The organism is Ideonella azotifigens, from assembly GCF_006519715.1.
GTDB lineage: Bacteria > Pseudomonadota > Gammaproteobacteria > Burkholderiales > Burkholderiaceae_C > Ideonella > Ideonella azotifigens.
In genome coordinates this window covers 1-17,254 of the sequence record NZ_VIDT01000045.1, presented here as the reverse complement: position 1 = coordinate 17,254, position 17,254 = coordinate 1, and the positions used below count along the sequence as shown (strand labels likewise).

At 66.4% G+C, this 17,254-nt stretch carries 16 protein-coding genes and 1 pseudogene; 8 read left to right on the top strand and 9 right to left on the bottom strand.

Going from position 1 to position 17,254, the window contains the following annotated elements:
* The 5 genes and pseudogenes from FKP22_RS05365 to nifH form a co-directional block, all read right to left on the bottom strand.
* Window positions 1-201 (bottom strand): annotated as a pseudogene (locus FKP22_RS05365) (hypothetical protein); the annotation flags it as partial.
* A gap of 23 nt (window positions 202-224) precedes the next feature.
* Window positions 225-551 carry a hypothetical protein gene (locus FKP22_RS05360; RefSeq protein WP_141285910.1) on the bottom strand — a complete coding sequence of 109 codons (327 nt, stop codon included), beginning with the start codon at window positions 549-551 and terminating at the stop codon, window positions 225-227.
* A gap of 295 nt (window positions 552-846) precedes the next feature.
* Entirely contained in the window at window positions 847-2,406 is a 1,560-nt protein-coding gene (nifK, locus tag FKP22_RS05355) for a nitrogenase molybdenum-iron protein subunit beta (RefSeq protein WP_141285908.1), read from the bottom strand.
* Between the two features lie 160 nt (window positions 2,407-2,566).
* Window positions 2,567-4,030: a nitrogenase molybdenum-iron protein alpha chain gene (gene nifD / locus FKP22_RS05350; protein ID WP_141285906.1), complete on the bottom strand. Its 1,464-nt coding sequence runs from the start codon at window positions 4,028-4,030 to the stop codon at window positions 2,567-2,569.
* A 79-nt stretch (window positions 4,031-4,109) separates the two neighbouring features.
* Entirely contained in the window at window positions 4,110-4,991 is an 882-nt protein-coding gene (gene nifH / locus FKP22_RS05345; RefSeq protein WP_141285904.1) for a nitrogenase iron protein, read from the bottom strand.
* 393 nt (window positions 4,992-5,384) lie between these two features.
* Between nifH and FKP22_RS05340 the strand changes: the two genes are divergently transcribed.
* The 5 genes from FKP22_RS05340 to FKP22_RS05320 all read left to right on the top strand — a co-directional run bounded on the left by FKP22_RS05340 (window position 5,385) and on the right by FKP22_RS05320 (window position 7,530).
* The gene (locus FKP22_RS05340; RefSeq protein ID WP_141285903.1) at window positions 5,385-5,894 is read left to right on the top strand and encodes a group II truncated hemoglobin; all 510 of its coding nucleotides are present in this window, start codon (window positions 5,385-5,387) and stop codon (window positions 5,892-5,894) included.
* Window positions 5,891-6,481, top strand: a complete 591-nt coding sequence (locus FKP22_RS05335) for a hypothetical protein (RefSeq protein WP_141285901.1) — start codon at window positions 5,891-5,893, stop codon at window positions 6,479-6,481. Before FKP22_RS05340 ends, FKP22_RS05335 begins: the two co-directional genes overlap by 4 nt.
* Before the next feature lie 22 nt (window positions 6,482-6,503).
* Window positions 6,504-6,746 carry an FmdB family zinc ribbon protein gene (locus FKP22_RS05330; protein ID WP_141285899.1) on the top strand — a complete coding sequence of 81 codons (243 nt, stop codon included), beginning with the start codon at window positions 6,504-6,506 and terminating at the stop codon, window positions 6,744-6,746.
* A 55-nt stretch (window positions 6,747-6,801) separates the two neighbouring features.
* Window positions 6,802-7,239 (top strand): Ohr family peroxiredoxin, encoded by a 438-nt coding sequence (locus FKP22_RS05325; RefSeq protein WP_141285897.1) that lies wholly within the window; start codon window positions 6,802-6,804, stop codon window positions 7,237-7,239.
* 96 nt (window positions 7,240-7,335) lie between these two features.
* Window positions 7,336-7,530 (top strand): YgaP family membrane protein, encoded by a 195-nt coding sequence (locus FKP22_RS05320; protein ID WP_141285895.1) that lies wholly within the window; start codon window positions 7,336-7,338, stop codon window positions 7,528-7,530.
* 53 nt (window positions 7,531-7,583) lie between these two features.
* On the opposite strand, the gene FKP22_RS05315 is transcribed toward FKP22_RS05320, so the two are convergent.
* Window positions 7,584-10,322 carry an ATP-binding protein gene (locus FKP22_RS05315; protein WP_170200761.1) on the bottom strand — a complete coding sequence of 913 codons (2,739 nt, stop codon included), beginning with the start codon at window positions 10,320-10,322 and terminating at the stop codon, window positions 7,584-7,586.
* Window positions 10,323-10,593: 271 nt separating this feature from the next.
* A complete protein-coding gene (locus tag FKP22_RS05310; protein WP_231012410.1) occupies window positions 10,594-12,018 on the bottom strand; it encodes an O-linked N-acetylglucosamine transferase, SPINDLY family protein in 1,425 nt (474 codons plus the stop codon).
* A 144-nt stretch (window positions 12,019-12,162) separates the two neighbouring features.
* Here FKP22_RS05310 and FKP22_RS05305 point away from each other — a divergent pair, with 144 nt between their 5' ends.
* Together FKP22_RS05305 and FKP22_RS05300 are read left to right on the top strand one after the other, a co-directional pair.
* Entirely contained in the window at window positions 12,163-13,716 is a 1,554-nt protein-coding gene (locus FKP22_RS05305; RefSeq protein ID WP_141285891.1) for a DASS family sodium-coupled anion symporter, read from the top strand.
* A gap of 470 nt (window positions 13,717-14,186) precedes the next feature.
* Window positions 14,187-14,441 (top strand): GNAT family N-acetyltransferase, encoded by a 255-nt coding sequence (locus tag FKP22_RS05300; RefSeq protein WP_141285889.1) that lies wholly within the window; start codon window positions 14,187-14,189, stop codon window positions 14,439-14,441.
* Window positions 14,442-14,586: 145 nt separating this feature from the next.
* Here the strand turns inward: FKP22_RS05300 and FKP22_RS05295 are convergent, their stop codons facing one another.
* Entirely contained in the window at window positions 14,587-15,423 is an 837-nt protein-coding gene (locus FKP22_RS05295) for an NmrA family NAD(P)-binding protein (RefSeq protein ID WP_170200760.1), read from the bottom strand.
* Between the two features lie 118 nt (window positions 15,424-15,541).
* Between FKP22_RS05295 and FKP22_RS05290 the strand changes: the two genes are divergently transcribed.
* Window positions 15,542-16,489, top strand: a complete 948-nt coding sequence (locus tag FKP22_RS05290) for an AraC family transcriptional regulator (RefSeq protein ID WP_141285885.1) — start codon at window positions 15,542-15,544, stop codon at window positions 16,487-16,489.
* A 354-nt stretch (window positions 16,490-16,843) separates the two neighbouring features.
* Here the strand turns inward: FKP22_RS05290 and FKP22_RS05285 are convergent, their stop codons facing one another.
* Window positions 16,844-17,200, bottom strand: a complete 357-nt coding sequence (locus FKP22_RS05285; RefSeq protein WP_141285883.1) for a ribonuclease HepT family protein — start codon at window positions 17,198-17,200, stop codon at window positions 16,844-16,846.
* Between the last annotated feature and the right edge of the window lie 54 nt (window positions 17,201-17,254).

Below are 17,254 nucleotides of genomic sequence, written 5' to 3'. Positions count from 1 at the left end.
GCGCTGGTCCAGACCTGGGGCCTCGGGCAGCTCGTCGAACAGCGCCAGCAGTTCGCGCGCGCTGGCGCTGTCCCAGATCTCGAAGTCTTCGCGCGCGTCGCCGCTGGCCACCTTGCTGAGCAGGTCCGCCTCGTCAAAGGCAAACCAGGCCTGAGGGCGACCCGGGCCACCTTCAGGCGGCACTTCAACCACGTAGATCATGACGGGGCTCCCGCTTCAGCTCGTCAATCCGCGCCATCGGCCATGGTCTTCTGCCAGACCGCCTGGCGCAGCCGCTCGCTGACCGCCCGCGGGCTGCCGTCGTAAGTCTCGTGCGCCCGCCGCAGCGCGGCCTGTGCGACAGAGGCCTGCGGCAGCGTCAGCGGCACCCGGCCCGCCACATGCGTGGCCCCCGGCACCGCCTTCAGGATGGCCTGCCGGTTCGGGTGCTCGTCCAGCACCACCAGGTGGTCCGCCTCGGGCTGCCCCGCAATGCACACATGCCGCCCGATCACCTCGACCACGCGATCGTCGGAAAGGTGCTTGACATACACCGCTGCGGAATCGGCCATTGCATCCCCTTGACTGAAAGAACGCCCTTGAGAGTTCCCTCAATCGAAACAGTTTTGAATCCGTTCGCACTGAGCCCGTCGAAGTGCTTGCGTCGAGATACGCGCCGGCTTCGACAGGCTCAGCCCGAACGGGGAGCTGTGTCGCGATTCTGAAAACCTCGACGGAGTAGATCGGCCTCGCGACTGCGCGAGACCGGGTGCTCCATCCCCAAAGGGCCGAGCGCCGGGCCGCCCCAAGCCGGCCCGCATCCCCTCGGGGGATCGGTCGACGTACCCGTCGACCGAGGGGCACCATTCACCTGATGATGTCGTAGCTGTAGTCGGTCTTGCCCGGGACGATGGTGTTCGCGTCCAGGGTTTCGAAGAACTCGTCCAGGAACATCACCAGCGTGCGCAGCGCGCCGTCGTAGCCCCAGATGGGATAGCGGTGGTAGTGGTGGCGGTCGAAGATCGGGAAGACCATGCGGATCAGCGGCACGCCGGTGTCGCGCTCCAGGTACTTGCCGTAGGTGTTGCCGATCAGGAAGTCCACCGGCTCGGTGTGCAGCAGCGAGCGCAGGTGCCAGAGGTCGCGCTTGGGGTAGGTCTTGCAACCGGCGCCATAGGGCGAAGCGTCGAACAGCTTCTGCACCTTGGCGGCCCAGGCGTCGGTGCCGTTGGTGGCCAGCACATGCGCCGGCTCGGCGCCCAGCTCCAGCAGGAACTGCGTCAGGCCCAGCATCATGTCCGGGTCGCCGTACATCGCGTAGCGCTTGCCGTGCAGGTGGGCCTGGCTGTCGGCCATCGCGTCCACCAGTTGGCCACGCTCCTTCTCGAGCAGCGCGGGCACCGGCTTGCCGATGAGGCGCGACAAAGCCATCACGAAGGCATCGGTGCCGGCCACGCCGATGGGGCTGTTGAGCACCACCACTTCCTGGCCCTTCTCGCGCAGGTACTTGATGGTCTTCTCGCAGCTGTACTCCTGGAAGACGATGGTCGCCTTGGCGTTCAGCGCGCGGATCACCGTCTCCTTGGTGGTGCCGCCTTCGTACATGCGGAACTCGCCATCGGTGGGCGTGTTCCAGGTTTCCGACGGGTCGCACAGCACGTTGTAGTCGGCGCCGAACAGGTCGAAGATGCGCTTGATTTCCTTCATGTTGCCGACGACGAAGCCGTCGAAGCCGCCAATGAAGTTGATGCTCTCGTCGGCCTGGCGTTCCAGCGCCGGCGCGGTGCCGGCCTTGCCGTCCCAGAAATGCTGCAGGATGCCCAGCAGCGCGTTGTCGTAGCCGGTCACGTGGCTGCCGACGAAGGCGGGGGTGTGGGCAAACGGCACGTCGAACTCTGCCGGGATGCTGCCCTTTTCCTTGGAGGTCTTGATGAAGGCGTTCAGGTCGTCGCCAATCACCTCGGCCATGCAGGTCGTCGAGACGGCGATCATCTCCGGCTTGTAGAGGTTGAAGGTGTTGGCCAGGCCGTCGATCATGTTGTTCAGGCCGCCGAACACCGCCGCGTCTTCCGTCATCGAGGACGACACGCAGGACGTGGGTTCCTTGAAGTGGCGGCTGAAGTGCGAGCGGTAGTAGGCCACGCAGCCTTGCGAGCCGTGCACGAAGCTCAGCGTCTTGTGGAAGCCGTTGGCCACGAACACCGCACCCAGCGGCTGGCAGGCCTTGGCGGGGTTGACGGTGAGCGCTTCGCGGGCGAAGTTCTTTTCCTTGTATTCGACGCTCTTGGTCCAGTCGCGGATCTCGGCGATCTTGGCGTCCGGATGGTTGAACTCGAACTCGTTTTTCTTGCGCGCGAAGATGTCCTGGTACTCAGGCTCGCGGAAGAGCATCTCGTGGTCAATGACCTTGTCTGCGTTCTGGGGCATGGTGAACTCCTGGTGAGGCAGTGATTGGGTTCCGTTCGCCCTGAGCCTGTCGAAGGGTCCTTCGACCGGGCTCAGGACAGGCTTCGACAGGCTCAGCCCGAACGGTGAGGGGCGGCTCAGCGCGAACGGTGAAGGGTGGCTCAGCGCGAACGGAAGTGGGTCAAGCAGCGTTCTTCCACGGGGCTTTCGCCAGTGCCCACACCGGGCTGGCAATCGCCATGTCCATGTCGCGGGCGAAGATGGCAAAGCCGTCGTAGCCGTGGTACGGGCCGGAGTAGTCCCAGCTGTGCATCTGGCGGAAGGGCACGCCCATCTTCTGGAACACGTACTTTTCCTTGATGCCCGAACCCACCAGGTCCGGCTGCACCTTCTCGACGAACTTCTCGAACTCGTAGCCGGTCACGTCGTCATAGATCAGCGTGCCGTCCTTCACGTAGTGGGTGGTGCGCTGGTAGTCGTCGTTGTGGCCGAACTCGTAGCCTGTGCCCACCACTTCCATGCCCAGGTCCTCGTAGGCGCCGATCACGTGGCGCGGCCGCAGGCCACCCACGAACAGCATGACCTTCTTGCCCTGCAGGCGCGGCTTGTACTTGGCGATCACCGCCTCGGTCAGCGCCTTGTACTTGGCGATGACTTCTTCAGCCTTGGCCTTGATGGTGTCGTCGAAGTGAGCGGCGATCTCGCGCAGGCTCTTCTCGATCATGGTCGGGCCGAAGAAGTTGTACTCGACCCAGGGCACCCCGTACTTCTCTTCCATGTGCCGGCTGATGTAGTTCATCGAGCGGTAGCAATGCAGCACGTTGAGCTTGGCGCGCGGGGTGTTCTCCAGCTCGGCAATGGTGCCGTCGCCAGACCACTGCGCAATCACACGCAGGCCCATCTCCTCCAGCAGGATGCGGCTGGACCAGGCGTCGCCGCCAATGTTGTAGTCGCCGATGATGGCCACGTCGTAGGGCGTGGAGACGAAGTCCGGCCGCTTGTTCGGGTCCGCCTTGTCGAAGACGTAGTCGCGGATCGCGTCGTTGGCAATGTGGTGGCCCAGCGACTGGCTCACGCCGCGGAAGCCTTCGCAGCGCACCGGTACGATGGTGTGGCCGCCGTATTCCTTGGTCTTCTTCTTCGAGACCGCCTCGATGTCGTCGCCGATCAAGCCGATCGGGCATTCGCTCTGGATCGAGATGCCCTTGTTCAGCGGGAACAGCACCTGGATCTCGTCGATGATCTTGTCGAGCTTCTTGTCGCCACCGAAGACGATGTCCTTCTCCTGGAAGTCGGAGGTGAACTGCATCGTCACGAAGGTGTCGATGCCGGTGGTGCCGATGTAGTAGTTGCGGCGCGCAGCCCACGAATACTGGCCGCAGCCCACCGGGCCGTGCGAGATGTGGATCATGTCCTTGATGGGACCCCACACCACGCCCTTGGAGCCGGCATAGGCGCAGCCGCGGATCGTCATCACACCTGGCAATGACTTGATGTTGGACTTGACGCCGCAGTCGGGCTTGCCCTCCTCGAACTGGCCGAGGTGCTTGGCGCGTCGCTTGGCCATCTTCTCCGGATAGGCCTTCAGGACTTCATCGATCAAGGCCTTGTTCGCGGCCTTGCGGTCTTCAACCGTCATGCTCATGGTGTGTGCTCCGTGGGTGCTGCGCGAGGGTCAGCTGAGAGAGGAGCGGCACCGGTGGGCGCCGCTCCGGGGCGTGCCGTCAGGCGACGAGTTCAGCGGCGGTCTTGCCAACCTGGCTTTCGTCCACGGCCTTCATGATCCCGTGCTCCATCAGCAGGTCTTCCAGCTGGTCCATCGTGATGGGCGTGGGGATGGTGCCGTTGCCGGCGTTGTTGTGGATCTTCTCGGCCAGGGTGCGGTATTCCTGTGCCTGTTTGGATTCCGGCGCGTACTCCAGCACTGTCATGCGGCGAAGCTCTGCGTGCTGCACGATGTTGTCGCGCGGCACGAAGTGGATCAGCCGGCTGCCCAGCATCTTGGCCAGCGAGTCGGCCAGCTCCAGCTCCTTGTCGGTCTGGCGTTCGTTGCAGACCAGGCCGCCCAGGCGCACGCCACCGCTGTTGGCGTACTTCAGGATGCCCTTGGAGATGTTGTTGGCCGCGTACATGGCCATCATCTCGCCGGACATCACGATGTAGATTTCCTGCGCCTTGTTCTCGCGGATCGGCATGGCGAAGCCGCCGCAGACCACGTCGCCCAGCACGTCGTAGGACACATAGTCCACGCCGTCATAAGCGCCGTTTTCTTCCAGGAAGTTGATCGAGGTGATCACGCCGCGGCCAGCGCAGCCGACACCGGGTTCCGGGCCACCGGATTCGACGCAACGGATGTCCTTGTAGCCCACCTTCATCACGTCTTCGAGTTCCAGGTCCTCCACCGAACCGGCTTCCGCGGCCAGCGAGAGGATGGTGTCCTGCGCCTTGGCGTGCAGGATCAGACGGGTGGAGTCGGCCTTGGGATCGCAGCCGACGATGAGGATCTTCTGGCCCAGGTCGCTCAGCGCGGCCAGGGTGTTCTGGGAGGTGGTGGACTTGCCGATGCCGCCTTTGCCGTAGAAGGCGATTTGCCGCAGTTTGGACATTGCTTGTTGCTCCAGTTGGATTGAAGGAGGTAGACGAGACACAAGGGGTTCGTCGCGATCTCAATGCAGCCTTCGGTGCCTGTGTGGGTCTTCTTATGAAGGTCCCTCGGTGCTTGACATGGGGTCCGCGCCAACTGCTTATCGCAATGGGCGTGCCACCCCTTCTGAAGCGATACAACTCGTTGTTTTACAAAGGAAAAGTGCCATTCCACCAGGACTGAAGCGGGGTGGTGACCTTTGTCCGGAAACCGACAAATCGGGGGCTTGCGACAAGGCCGCAGCAACATGCAGGCATGCGCGCTGAGGGTCGCAGCGGCGGGTCCGCTGCGAGGAGAAAGCGGCATGCGAACACCGCCTCGGGCGCGCTGGTACGGGGGTTGCAGAGAAGGGCCCATGCAAGCCCTTCCTGCATCTGTTCCCAACGCCCCGCCCGCCCCCTCGCACCTGCTGCGGCTGGGCGGCCGCGAGGCCGTCGTGCGCCTGGTGAACGCCTTCTATGCGGCGATGGACACACGGCCCGAAGCTGCCGTCATCCGCGCCATGCACGAGGCCGACCTGACGACCACGCGCGCCGTGCTGGTCGATTACCTGACGGAATGGATGGGCGGCGAGAAGCGCTACAGCGCGCTGCACGGCGCACCCATGCTGCGCCGCCGCCACCAGCGCTTCGAGGTCGACGACGCCGCAAGCGATGCGTGGATGAACTGCATGCGCCAGGCACTGGCCGAGACCTGCGCGGACCACGCGCTGATGGCCGAACTCGACGCGGCCTTCGACAAGGTCGCCCGCGCCATTCGCAACAAGCCGGCCCCGGATCCGGCCGGCCCTCCCTCCATGGCTGGCACCACCCACCTGCCCGTCCTGCCCTCTTCCTTCCACCCCCACCGAAAGCCGCTTCCATGACCACCCTTGCCCAGACCGTGCTCGGCCGCCTCGAGACCGAAGGCCGCCTTCTCAATTGCGTACTCAAAGGCCCGACCAGGCAAGCCGGCCGCATCGGCTTTCGCGGCGACCTGGCGCTGAAGTTCCAGGCCAAGATGGCCGACGAAGCGCGCCCGCCCGAAATCAGCTGCGAACAGGTGATCGCCGTGGCGCACGAAGGCGAACCGCACCTGCGGTTCCTGGCCGGCTTCCTGCTGAGCTTCGAGTACCTGCAATTGCTGGCCGAGGTGCTGGGCGACGCCCTCTCACCCGATGGCAAGTACTTCCTGTTCTGCGACAACATCGACATCTCCAAGCGCTACCAGGTGGCGTACGGCGGCGCCACGTTCTACGTGCTGCCCATCGACGAAGCCACGGTCTACAACGAGACCCTGGAACTGCTGTACCTGGAGAAGACCGAACTCAAGCGGCTGGACACCGCCGGCAAGGTCGACGCCATTGCGGACAAGGCCAGCAGCTTCACGCAAAGCTTCCCCACGCTCAGCTTCGAGGAGGGGCTCAAGCTGATGGGCCCGGTGCGCAACGTCTACGAAAACCGGCCCGTCTGACCGCGACGCAGGAGGCTTGCGCATGCCGCTCTACGACTACCACTGCCCGGCCTGCCTGGCCGAGTTCGAAGTGCTGGTGCGCGCTGGCACCGTGCCCACCTGCCCGCACTGCGGCGCCACCACGTTGGAGCGCGCCGTCTCACGCATTGCGCCGGCCGGCAAGATCGAAGCCATCCGCATGTCCAACCGCCGCCAGGCGGCGCGCGAAGGCCACTTCAGCCACCTCAGCACCGCCGAGCGCAACAAGCTGCTCAAGCTGAAGTAGCGCCAAGACTGCGCTCGAAACCCGGACCCCAACCACACGCTTACTGGAGATTCCCATGGAGCTGGTCTACAAGGCCGTGATGCTGAGCCAGGGCGGCCGCAGCGGCACCGTGCAGAGCGACGACGGCAGCGTGAAACTCAAGCTGGCCGTGCCCGCCAGCATGGGCGGCAAGGGCGACGGCCCCAACCCGGAGCAACTCTTCGCCGGCGCCTTCGCGGCCTGCTTCGAGCAGTCGGTGCGGCACATCGCAAAGAAGGCCCACTTGCCGCTACGCGGCTGCTATGTCGAGGCCGAGCTGTCGATGTACATCACATTCGAAGAGGCCTACCGCATGGCGCTCACGCTCACGGTGCACATGGCCGGCCCGCTGGACCAGGCGGCGGCCGACAACCTGCTGGAACGCGCCAAAGGCATCTGCCCCTACGTGGACGCGACCAAGACCAACATCACCCTCAACCTGAAGGCAGTGCTGGACACGCCGGTCACGGCCTGAGCAAGGCCGGACTGACCCAGGTCAATGCCGGGCACCGGACCACGGCGCAGACTTGCATCACAAGCCGGCCCCTCGGCCGGTGTCAGGAGACTGCCCATGCCACGCAATGAAGGCACGCTGGATCGCGCTGTGCGCATCCTCTTCGGACTGGTGTTGATCGCCCTTTCGCTCACCGGCCAGATCGGCGTCTGGGGCTGGGTGGGCGTGGTGCCGCTGCTAACCGGCGCGCTGGGCTGGTGCCCGCTCTACACCGCGCTGGGCTTCAACACCTGCACCGTCAAGCAAGGCTGAGCGCCGCTGGTTGCAGGCCGGCCTGCTAGCGGGCCCCGGCTGGACTGCGGCCCTCACCCGTTCAGCCGGGCGGCCACCCCTTGCAACACCTCCCCAAAGTCCATGGGCTTGGCCCAGTAGGCTTCGGCGCCGGCGCGCCGGGCGGCCTCGATGTCTGCCGCCATGGCGCTGGCCGACAAGGCGATCACCCGAAGATGGCCGGTGCTGTCCCGGGCCCGCAGCCTGGCCAGCAGCTCCAGTCCCGTCATGTCCGGCAACTGCATGTCCAGCAGGATCAGGTCGGGCCGCAGGCACTCTGCCAGCGCCAGCCCCTGCGCGCCGGTGGAGGCGATGACGACCTGAACCTCCGGCCAGTGGCCCAGCAACTGCTCGACGAGCATCGCATTGACCGGGTTGTCTTCGATGTAGAGCACCCGCCCCTTGGGCCCGCTGCCGGGCGCCAGGCCGCCTGAAGCCCTCATGGGGTCAAGATCAGCGATGCGCACCGCGCCTGAAGCGCCCTCGCCATGGGGCAAGCGCAGCGTCACCTGCGTGCCTGCGTTTTCCTGGCTCGCAACAGTGAGCGTGCCACCCAACAACTCGACCAGCTGACGCGAGAGGTTCAGCCCGATGCCGGTGCCCTCGATGGGGGTGTTCTCCCGGCCCAGCCGATTGAAGGCCTGGAACAGGCCGGCCATCTGGTCCTGCGACATGCCGATCCCGTGGTCGATCACCCGGATCTGCAGTTGCGTGTCCAGCTGGTCAACTTCCAGCATCACGCGCCCGCCGGGCCTGCTGTACTTGATGCCATTCGAAACCAGGTTGAGCAGCACCTGCCGCAACCGCGTCGGGTCGGTGTTCACGCACAGCACCGGCGTGTGCGCATACGCTGCCTGCAAGGCAATGCCGGTCTTCTCGGCCAGCGGCTCGCTCATCCTCAGCACCCCGTCGAGCAGGGGCTGCAATCCGGTTTCCATCATTTGCAGCGAGAGCTGCCCGGCCTCGATCCTGGACACATCCAGCACGTCGTCGATCAGCGCGCGGAGCTGCGTGCCCGCCAGGAACACGTTGTCCAGCCGCTGGCGGGCCGTCTCGTCCAGCGCCTCGCGGCTGTGCAGTTGCAGCAACTGCGTGAAGCCGAGGATCGCATTCAGAGGCGTGCGCAGTTCATGGCTCATCCTCGACAGGAATGCCGTCTTGGCCTGATTGGCGGCTTCGGCGTCCATCAGCGCCACTCGCGCCGCCTTGCGCTTGTGCGAGTCGAGCGCGAGGGTGATGTCATGCATCATGTTTTCCAGCAGCGCAACCAGGGGCTCGTCGAAGATGTCGCCCCCGCCCACGCCGAGCCCGAGCACGCCGACCACCGCACCGTCGCACATGAAGGGCACCACGATCAGCGTGCTCAGCGCATGGCGCCTGCGGAACTCGTGCCACCCGGCGCCACCCTCGGCGCCCGCCAGGTCATTCGCAATCGTCGGGCGGCCCAGGCGCAGTGCGGTCGAGATCGGCCCTTCCTGCGCCTGCGAGTCAGCATCGAGCGTGATCAACAAGCCCTCGGTGCCGCCCTCGCCACGGCCCACCCAGGCGACGGGCGCCACCACCCAACCCTGCGTTGTGCCCCGCACCTCACCGATCCACGCCACCTCGGCCAGCCGCGTGCGCACGCAGATGCCGCACACCTCCTCGAACAAGGCCTGCGGCTCCGGGCCGCGTGCAATCGCCTGGTTCATGCTCGACAGCGCCTCGTACAGCTTGCTGACCCGAAGCGCACGCCGCTCGGACACCCGGAGTTGCGCTGCGCTGTCCTCCTGCCGGTTCATCAGCCGGTTGAACTCCACCGCCACCTCACCGAACTCGCCGGGCAGGGTTTCGTCGGCCCGCATGCCTAAGCCCCCTGCTGCAAGCTCGCGGGTGGTCGCTGCCATGCTGTGCAGTGGCAATGCCAGCCTGTGAGCCCCAATGAAGGCCGCCAGAAGGCCAAGCAAGGTGACGAGCCCGACGGTCGCGGCGCGCCAGAAGATCTCGTGATTCGAGCTGGCATACAGCAGCGAGGCCGGCGTCCCCGCCCACACGCTCAGGTCGTACTTCGCAAGGTTGGCCGTTGCGTAGGTGCGCTCAATGCCATCGGCCCCGGTGGCCACGATGATGCCGGTGGGCGACTTCCGGCGCTTGTCCTGGACGTCCTGTGACACGGTGCGGCCGATCCAGAGGTCCGGGTCGGGGCTGCGCGCCAGGAACACTGCGCGGGACTGCACGATGGCAATCGTGCCCTGCGCCGGCAGGTCGCCCCGAGGCAGCAGCTCGGCCAGCTGACGCAGGTCGATCGAGGCCGTGAGCATGCCAACCTTGGTTCCCAGGCGAGACTGGACCGGCAGTGTCAACACCGCCGCCTGCTTGCCGGTGAGCCGACCGATGACGGGCCGGCCCAGGTTGAAGCCATCGGTCGCCATGCCCTGCTTGAACCATTCGCGATCAGCAAAACTGACGGGGACGGCCGCCCCTGCCGCCGCGCAGACGAGCTGCCCTTCTGCGTCGACCAGCAGCACGTTGTTGAAAGGCTGCCCGATGTCGGCGCCGCCACGCAGCAACTCGACACAGCGGCTGGCACTCATGGCCTTGAGTTCCTCCCGCGAGGCCAGGAAGGTCAGCAGTTGCTCGGCACGCCCCAGCACCACCTCCAGGCGCCCGGCCACGATGGCCACCCTGGCTTCCAGATTTCGATGGACTTCGGCCTCTGCCGCCTGCTTGTCGCGCAGCAGGCCCACCACCTGCAGCGCGGTCAGTGGCACGACCACGGACAGGACCACTAGCACCAGGCGGGAGAGAAGGTAGCTGCGCCGCCAGGGAAAGCGACGGGCCGGGGAGTCACTGGCAAGCGGAAGGACTTCCCCTCCCAGCACGACCGGAGCGCCTCGCCACCACCAGCGCCGATCGGCTCTCATCCCGCTGGACCCCTTCAGTTGGCACAGGCACTGAATGTATGCGAACCATGTCGCTCATGCCGATGCGCGAATTGCATCAGGGATGGGGCTTTTTCACCATGGGGCAACTCTGGAGCGGCCTGGGCACGCCGCTGCCCCAAGCTCAGCTGAGGGACAGCGCTGCAGGCGGCAACCCGGCCTGATGGCGAGCCCACATGGCGCGGTAGAGCGTCTCCAGGCTGCGCGCATGGCCAGGCACGTCGAACAGTGGCGCATGCACCCGCAGAGCCGCCAGCCTGAGGCGCAGGGCCCGCAGCCGGGCCGGGTCGGTCGCCAGCGAGGCGGCCAGTGCGGCATAGGCCACCAGGTCATGCGTGACAAGTTCCGGCAGGCCCACTGCGCGCAGCAGGCTGCCCGCCACGCGGGAGGCAAAGGTCTCGCCCGCACAGGTCACCAGCGGCACGCCGGCCCACAGCGCATCGCTGGCCGTGGTGTGGGCGTTGTACGGCGAGGTGTCCAGCGCCAGGTCTGCCAGTTGCAGCCTCGCCAGATGAGCCGCGTGGGGCTGGTCCTCGGCAAACACCAGGCGATGCGGCGCAATGCCGCGCTGCATCGCCTCCTGCCTCAGGTTGCCCTCGGCCTGATCGCTGTGCAGCAGCCACAGCACGCTGCCGGGCACCTGGGCCAGCAGCTGGCACCAGATGTCGAACATCGCCGGCGTGAACTTGTAGGCCTGGTTGAAGCAGCACAGCACCAGTCCCTGCTCGGGCAGCCCGGCCGCGGCACGGCTGGGCGCTGGCGGCAACGCCATGCTGCGGCCGTGCGGCTGGTAGCTGTGCGGCATGCAGGCCAGTGCCTCGCTGTAGTCGCCTGCCCGGTCCTGCGGGGTGATGAAATGGTCGCTGATCAGGTAGTCGCAAAAGCCGCCGCCCAGCGTGCCTGGATAGCCCAGGAAGCTCACCTGCAGCGGCGCCGGCCGGTAGGTCAGCAGCGCGGTGCGGGTCCCGGCGGTGTAGCCCTTGAGATCGACCAGGATGTCGATGCCGTCGGCATGAATGGCGCGCGCGGCCTGCAGGTCGTCCAAGCCGCTGATGTCGTGGAACTGCGCGAAGCATCTGGCCAGCCGCTGGCGCATGCCCAACCCGTCGTCCGCGCCATGGCTGTAGGCGTGCAGCTCGAAATCGGCCGCGTCGTGCGCCTCCAGCATCTCCACCATCAGCAGCGCGGTGGCGTGCTGGTGAAAGTCGCAGGAGAGGTAGCCGATGCGCAGCCGGCGCGTGGCAGGCCCAGGGCCGGGCGCTGCCAGCAGATCGGTGCTGGCGAATTCCCGCGCCAGCAAAGCGCGCTCGTCGGCACTGGCTGCAAGTCGCGCGGCCATCCACTGGTCTGCGCAGTCACGTTGATCGGCTGCGCTGATGCCCGGCAGCGACAGCAGATGGAAGGGTGGCAACCGGCCCTGCTCGCCAGGGTCTGCCAGCATGGCCAGGGCCCGCGCTGGCCACTGCGCAAAGTCTTCCCACTCGCACCAGGCACGACTGCGCGCGTAGTGGTGCATGGGCGAGCGGGGCGGCGTGCACGCGATGGTCATGCGGGCAAGCCGCAAGATCCGCGCCGCCAGCGCGCCTGCCCATGCGACAGCGCCTTGCGCAAGGTCAAGACCGGGACGACAGGCCGTGCCCAGACTCGCTTCATTCTTCAAAGCATGACTGCAGTGCGCAAGCGCGTGTGTCCCATGACCACCACCACCCCGAACACCACCAGCACCAACACGCCTCTTCCCCCATCGACAGCAGCAGCGCCAGCCGCAGGCAAGCGCCTGCTCGTCCAACGCGCCGGTCTCCTGGCCGGGCTCGCCGCCCTGCTGGCGGTGCTGCTGATGCCTGCTGCCACCGGCCTGCCGCCGGCCGGCCAGGTGATGCTCGGCATCCTGGCCTTCGCGGTGATCGTCTGGATCACCGAAGCCCTGGACTACGCCGTCAGCGCCGTCGTGATCGGCGCCTTGATGACATTCGCACTGGCCCAGGTGGCGGAACCCGGCAAGGCCGCGGCCAGCGCCATGGGCACCAGCGCGGCACTGAATCTCGCGCTCTCTGGCTTCTCCAACAGCGCCGTGGCCCTGGTGGCCGCGGCCTGCTTCATCGCTGCCGCGATGAGCGCCACCGGGCTGGACCGACGCATCGCGCTGCGAGTGCTTTCGCATGTGGACGCCAACTGCCGCCACATCGTCATCGGTGCCATGGTGGTTGGCTTTCTGCTGTCCTTCATCGTGCCGAGCACGACCGCCCGCGTGGCCTGCCTGGTGCCCATCATGATGGGCTTCATCCGTGCGTTCCAGGTGGACCGCAAAAGCCGCTTCGCAGGCTTGCTGGTGATCACCGCGGCGCAAACCGCCAGCGTCTGGAACATCGGCATCAAGACCGCCGCCGCGCAGAACATGGTGGCCATCGGCTTCATCGAGAAACAGTTCCAGACCAGCATCACCTGGCTGGACTGGTTCATCGCCGGGGCGCCCTTCTCTGCGGCGCTCACCATTGCGCTGTACTTCATCATGACGCGCATGATGAAGCCCGAGATGGACGAAGTCCCCGGCGGGCAGGCAGCCATCCGCCAGCAGCTGGCCGAGATCGGCCCCACCACCGCGCGCGAGTGGAAGCTCCTGGGCATCGTGCTCGCGCTGCTGGGCCTGTGGTCCACCGAGAAGGTGCTGCACGACTTCGACACCTCTTCCACCACCATTGCCGCCGTTGCGCTGATGCTGATGCCACGGATCGGCGTGATGGACTGGAAGGAATCCCAGCGCGGCTTTCCCTGGGGCACGGTGCTGCTGTTCGCCGTGGGCATCAGCGTGGGCACCGCGCTGCTCAAGACGCAGGCGGCCAGCTGGCTGGCCCAGCTCATCGTGCAGCACCTGGGCCTGCAACAGGCCAGCGCCTTCGCGATCCTGATCCTGCTCTCGCTGTTCCTGATCGTCATCCACCTGGGCTTCGCCAGCGCCACCGCACTGGCCTCGACCATGATCCCCATCGTCATCAGCGTGCTGGGCGCAGTGCAGACCCCAGGCATCAACATCATCGGCATGACCATGCTGCTGCAGTTCGTCATCAGCTTCGGCTTCATCCTGCCGGTCAACGCCCCGCAGAACATGATCGCCTACGGCACCGACACCTTCGAGGCCCGCGACTTCGTCCGCACCGGCCTGGTCATCACCGCCGCGGCCACCGCGCTGCTGCTTCTCTTCTCCCTCAGCTACTGGCCGTGGATGGGGTATCTGACGGTGAAAGGCTGACCGCCAGGGATTGCCGAGTAACCGCCCGCCAATCTTCGCGTTCGGCCACGGCGGACCCACGCGATAGACTTCTTGAGTTCCAACCACCGCGCGTCTTCGATCAACCAGACCTGAACGTCGATTGGCGACTTTCGGCCATGCCCAACGCGAGCGTGGCCACAGCAAGGTCAGAAGCGCGGCTCATCGGGTTCAAGCTCGGATATGCCATGACGGAGTCCAAGTACCAGGGCAATGCTGAACAAGTCCTGCGTGCCGCGGCGGATTCAGGCGGGATGCCGGACTAGGCGCGTGCCTGGGCAAGGTTCGCAACGACGCCTGGCGCCCGCCTGAACCGCCCTGGAGGACTGGCGAGATAACGGGCCGCCTCGGTCGTTGCGCCGCTCGGCGTCGGGCAGAGAGCCCGACCTTCGCGCCGCGCCTACGATCCGGCCTGTTCTCTCGCCAGCGCAGCACGCAGGACTTGTTCAGCATTGCCCCAGAGCTGGCTTGGCGGGGTGGATGAAATGTCGAGCGGAAACGGCGTCGCGCGTCAACTCATGCGGCTGCAACATGAGTGGGTGCGAGGCCAGGGATACGCGCTGCTGGAAACCTCGACGGACCAGGGCAACCTGGCGATGGCGCGCCTCAATCTGCAGGAAGGCTTCGAGGTGTGCGGGACGCGCGCGGAGCCTCACCGCTTGCAGGTTCTGTACCTCAAACAGCTGCGAGAATTGCTCGCGTCCTGATGCCTGCAGTCGGCCAGTAGCCGTCCTTCCCGACGCGCTCGAAGACCTTGCCTCACGCGCCGCCGTGGCCGTGTTCGGCAATTGGCCCGGCGAAGTCCAGCAGGTGCCGTGTGAGCAAGCAGCTGCGAGGCCGCGTCTGCTTCGATCAGGCCTGCCAGGCCTGCCGATGGTCACGGGCGTAGCGCTCGAAGCTGCCCGGCGCGCGGCCGGTGATCTGCGCCATCGCGTCGGTGGTGCGCTCGGCGTAGCCGGCCTTGAAGAAGCCCAGGAGCATCACCATGAGCTCGGCGTTGGGCTTCGGCAACCCGGCGCCCAGCAGCCCGTCGAGCATCGCCTCGGGCGGGATGTCCTGGAACGTGATGCGGCGGCCGCTTTCGCGCGACAGGATGGCAGCCACCTGGTCGTGGTTCAGCGCCTCGGGTCCGGTGAGGTCGAAGTCGCGGTTGGCCAGCGTGTCGCTGGTCAGCAGCACGGCGGCGGCGGCGGCGATGTCGCGTGTGTCGATGAAGCTGCCCTTGGCCGTGCCCACCGGCAGCAGGATCGTTCCCTGCGTGACGATGCTGGGCAGCCAGAAGGTATTGAAGTTCTGCATGAACCAGTTGGGGCGCAGGATGTTGTAGGGCAGGCCCGAGGCTTCGAGGTAGCGCTCGGCCCTGCGCAGCGGCGCGTTGTCGTCGGCGTTGGCGCCCATCATCGACATCAGCACCACCTTGCGCAGGCCATGGGCGCGCGCGGCGTCGATCAGCGGTGCCAGCAACTCGTCCTGGTTGGCGTGCCCCGGCAACGCCAGCAGGAAGGCAGCATCGGCGCCGGACAGGGCTTCGTTCAGGCCGCGTCGCGCGACGACGTCGAGCTGCACCTGGTCGGCAGCGGTCGGCGCGCGGCTGGTGGCCTTGCGCAGCTGATGGCCCTGCGCCGCGAGCACGCGGGAGAGTTCGGATCCGACGGTGCCGCTGGCGCCGACGACAAGGATCTTGGACATGATGACGGTCCTGTGGGGATTGAAGACACATTCATCGTCCATCCATTTGGTTGAACCATGAATGGACAAACGTACATATTTCATGTCCTGTAGTACGCGATTCATGGATAATTGATCAATGACAGCCGACCTGCTTGCCGACCTGCTGCGCGACAGCGGACTGCACCGCCGTGTGCTCGACCTGCATGTGCTGGAGTCCACGGTGGCGCTGCGCTTCCCCTGCGACCGCAGCATCGGGCTGCACCTGGTGTTGCGCGGCCCGGTCTACGTGCACGCGGCCGCACTGGCCGAACCGCTCGCGCTGGACAGCGGCGACGTCGCGGTGATAGCACGCGGCTGCGACCATCACCTCAGCGCGCAAGGGCGGATCGAGGGCCTGGAGGTGCGGTTCATCGGCGCCCCGGCCGACGCCGACGACGTGCCGGCGGCCGACGCCGGCTCGGTGATCAGCGGCGTCTACCAGTTCTGGAACACGCCGCTGCATCCCTTCTTTGCCGAGCTGCCAGCGTGGACGGTGCTGCGTGCCGCCATGCTGCCCAAGCTCGGGCCGCTGGCGCTCAGCACCAGCCTGGTCGAGGCCGAGCTGCGCGGCAGCCAAGCCGGTCGCTCGATCATCGTGCACGGCCTCCTCGACGTGGTGTTCGCCTATGCGATGCGCGAGGTCTGCGCACGCTGCGCGCAGGCCGGGGCCGGCTGGAGCCAGGCCTCGCGCGACCCGCAGCTCCAGCGTGCGCTGGCGCTGATGCACGAAGACTGCGCCCACCCCTGGACGCTGGGAGAGCTGGCGCAGCGCGCAGGTCTGTCGCGAACCGCGTTCGCCCAGCGCTTTCGAGACACCATGGGCGACACGCCGCTGAACCACTTGCGCACGCTCCGCATGCAGCGCGCGATGCAGCTGCTGTCCGAGACCGAGCAGCGGCTGGAGGTGGTAGCCGCAGCAGTGGGCTATCAGGACGCCTTTGGCTTCTCGAAGGTGTTCAAGCGCACCCTGGGCCTGTCACCGCGCGAGTTCCGCCAGCGCGACGCCGCCGAGCGCCAGCTGCCTTGGCGCTTTCGCAACGGCTGAGCGGGCCGCACGCCAGGCTTTGCCGGCTGGCGGCGGGCTCGTCCGTTGTGCAACAGGCCGGCGACGGCCCGCTTCCTCGTCCACTCTCGGCCAGGAACTTCTGGCCGTGGCGGGATAGCTTGATACCCCGGCACACGGCGTTCTTGACCGCTATGCCCTATGGCAGACGACCTTCGCCGACAAGCGCTTCTGGCCGGTTCCCGGAGGCCGTGGGCGGCTGCTTCCTGGATGCGCAACGCGTAGAGCCGTGGTTTGACTGTCGGGCAGCATTGGAGAGAACCGAAGGGCAGCTGAGGGTCGATAGCAGCTGACCGATCGCCCCGTTTGACCGGCCCTGCAGCAGCCGCCATGCCCTCAATACCCCACCTCAAACCACACCGGCTGCTTGCGCCTCAGCTCACGCAGCAACTCCAGGGTCTGTGGCACCAGGCCGTTGACGGCGTACCAGATTTCTTCGCGGCGGGGCTGGATGCCGTGGCGCAGCTTGTCGTGCAGGGTGGCCCAGCCGGGCCAGTCGACCTGCAGCAGGCGCTGGTGCAGCGCGGGGGTCATGTTGCCCATGGTGTGGGCCATGATGAGCAACTGGGCTTCGACGGCGCGCAGCGTGAGCGTGCTGGCGAAGAGTTCGTCTTCGTTCTGCATCTCGTGGGTGAGCGTGCCGATGGCGCGGCCGGTGTCCATCAGGATGTCGAACAGCGAGCGGTGGTACATGGTTCAGGCCGAGCTGCCCGGCACCACGGCGCAAGCGTCGTTGGCAGCGGCTGA

Excerpts from the sequence above, each read along its gene's own strand:
- FKP22_RS05325 (WP_141285897.1), top strand. The coding sequence starts at position 6,802 with ATGGAGCTGGTCTACAAGGCCGTGATGCTGAGCCAGGGCGGCCGCAGC.
- FKP22_RS05360 (WP_141285910.1), bottom strand. The coding sequence starts at position 551 with ATGGCCGATTCCGCAGCGGTGTATGTCAAGCACCTTTCCGACGATCGC.
- FKP22_RS05335 (WP_141285901.1), top strand. The coding sequence starts at position 5,891 with ATGACCACCCTTGCCCAGACCGTGCTCGGCCGCCTCGAGACCGAAGGC.
- nifK (WP_141285908.1), bottom strand. The coding sequence starts at position 2,406 with ATGCCCCAGAACGCAGACAAGGTCATTGACCACGAGATGCTCTTCCGC.
- nifD (WP_141285906.1), bottom strand. The coding sequence starts at position 4,030 with ATGAGCATGACGGTTGAAGACCGCAAGGCCGCGAACAAGGCCTTGATC.
- FKP22_RS05310 (WP_231012410.1), bottom strand. The coding sequence starts at position 12,018 with ATGACCATCGCGTGCACGCCGCCCCGCTCGCCCATGCACCACTACGCG.
- FKP22_RS05295 (WP_170200760.1), bottom strand. The coding sequence starts at position 15,423 with ATGTCCAAGATCCTTGTCGTCGGCGCCAGCGGCACCGTCGGATCCGAA.
- FKP22_RS05285 (WP_141285883.1), bottom strand. The coding sequence starts at position 17,200 with ATGTACCACCGCTCGCTGTTCGACATCCTGATGGACACCGGCCGCGCC.
- FKP22_RS05330 (WP_141285899.1), top strand. The coding sequence starts at position 6,504 with ATGCCGCTCTACGACTACCACTGCCCGGCCTGCCTGGCCGAGTTCGAA.
- FKP22_RS05290 (WP_141285885.1), top strand. The coding sequence starts at position 15,542 with ATGACAGCCGACCTGCTTGCCGACCTGCTGCGCGACAGCGGACTGCAC.
- FKP22_RS05320 (WP_141285895.1), top strand. The coding sequence starts at position 7,336 with ATGCCACGCAATGAAGGCACGCTGGATCGCGCTGTGCGCATCCTCTTC.
- FKP22_RS05340 (WP_141285903.1), top strand. The coding sequence starts at position 5,385 with ATGCAAGCCCTTCCTGCATCTGTTCCCAACGCCCCGCCCGCCCCCTCG.
- FKP22_RS05305 (WP_141285891.1), top strand. The coding sequence starts at position 12,163 with ATGACCACCACCACCCCGAACACCACCAGCACCAACACGCCTCTTCCC.
- nifH (WP_141285904.1), bottom strand. The coding sequence starts at position 4,991 with ATGTCCAAACTGCGGCAAATCGCCTTCTACGGCAAAGGCGGCATCGGC.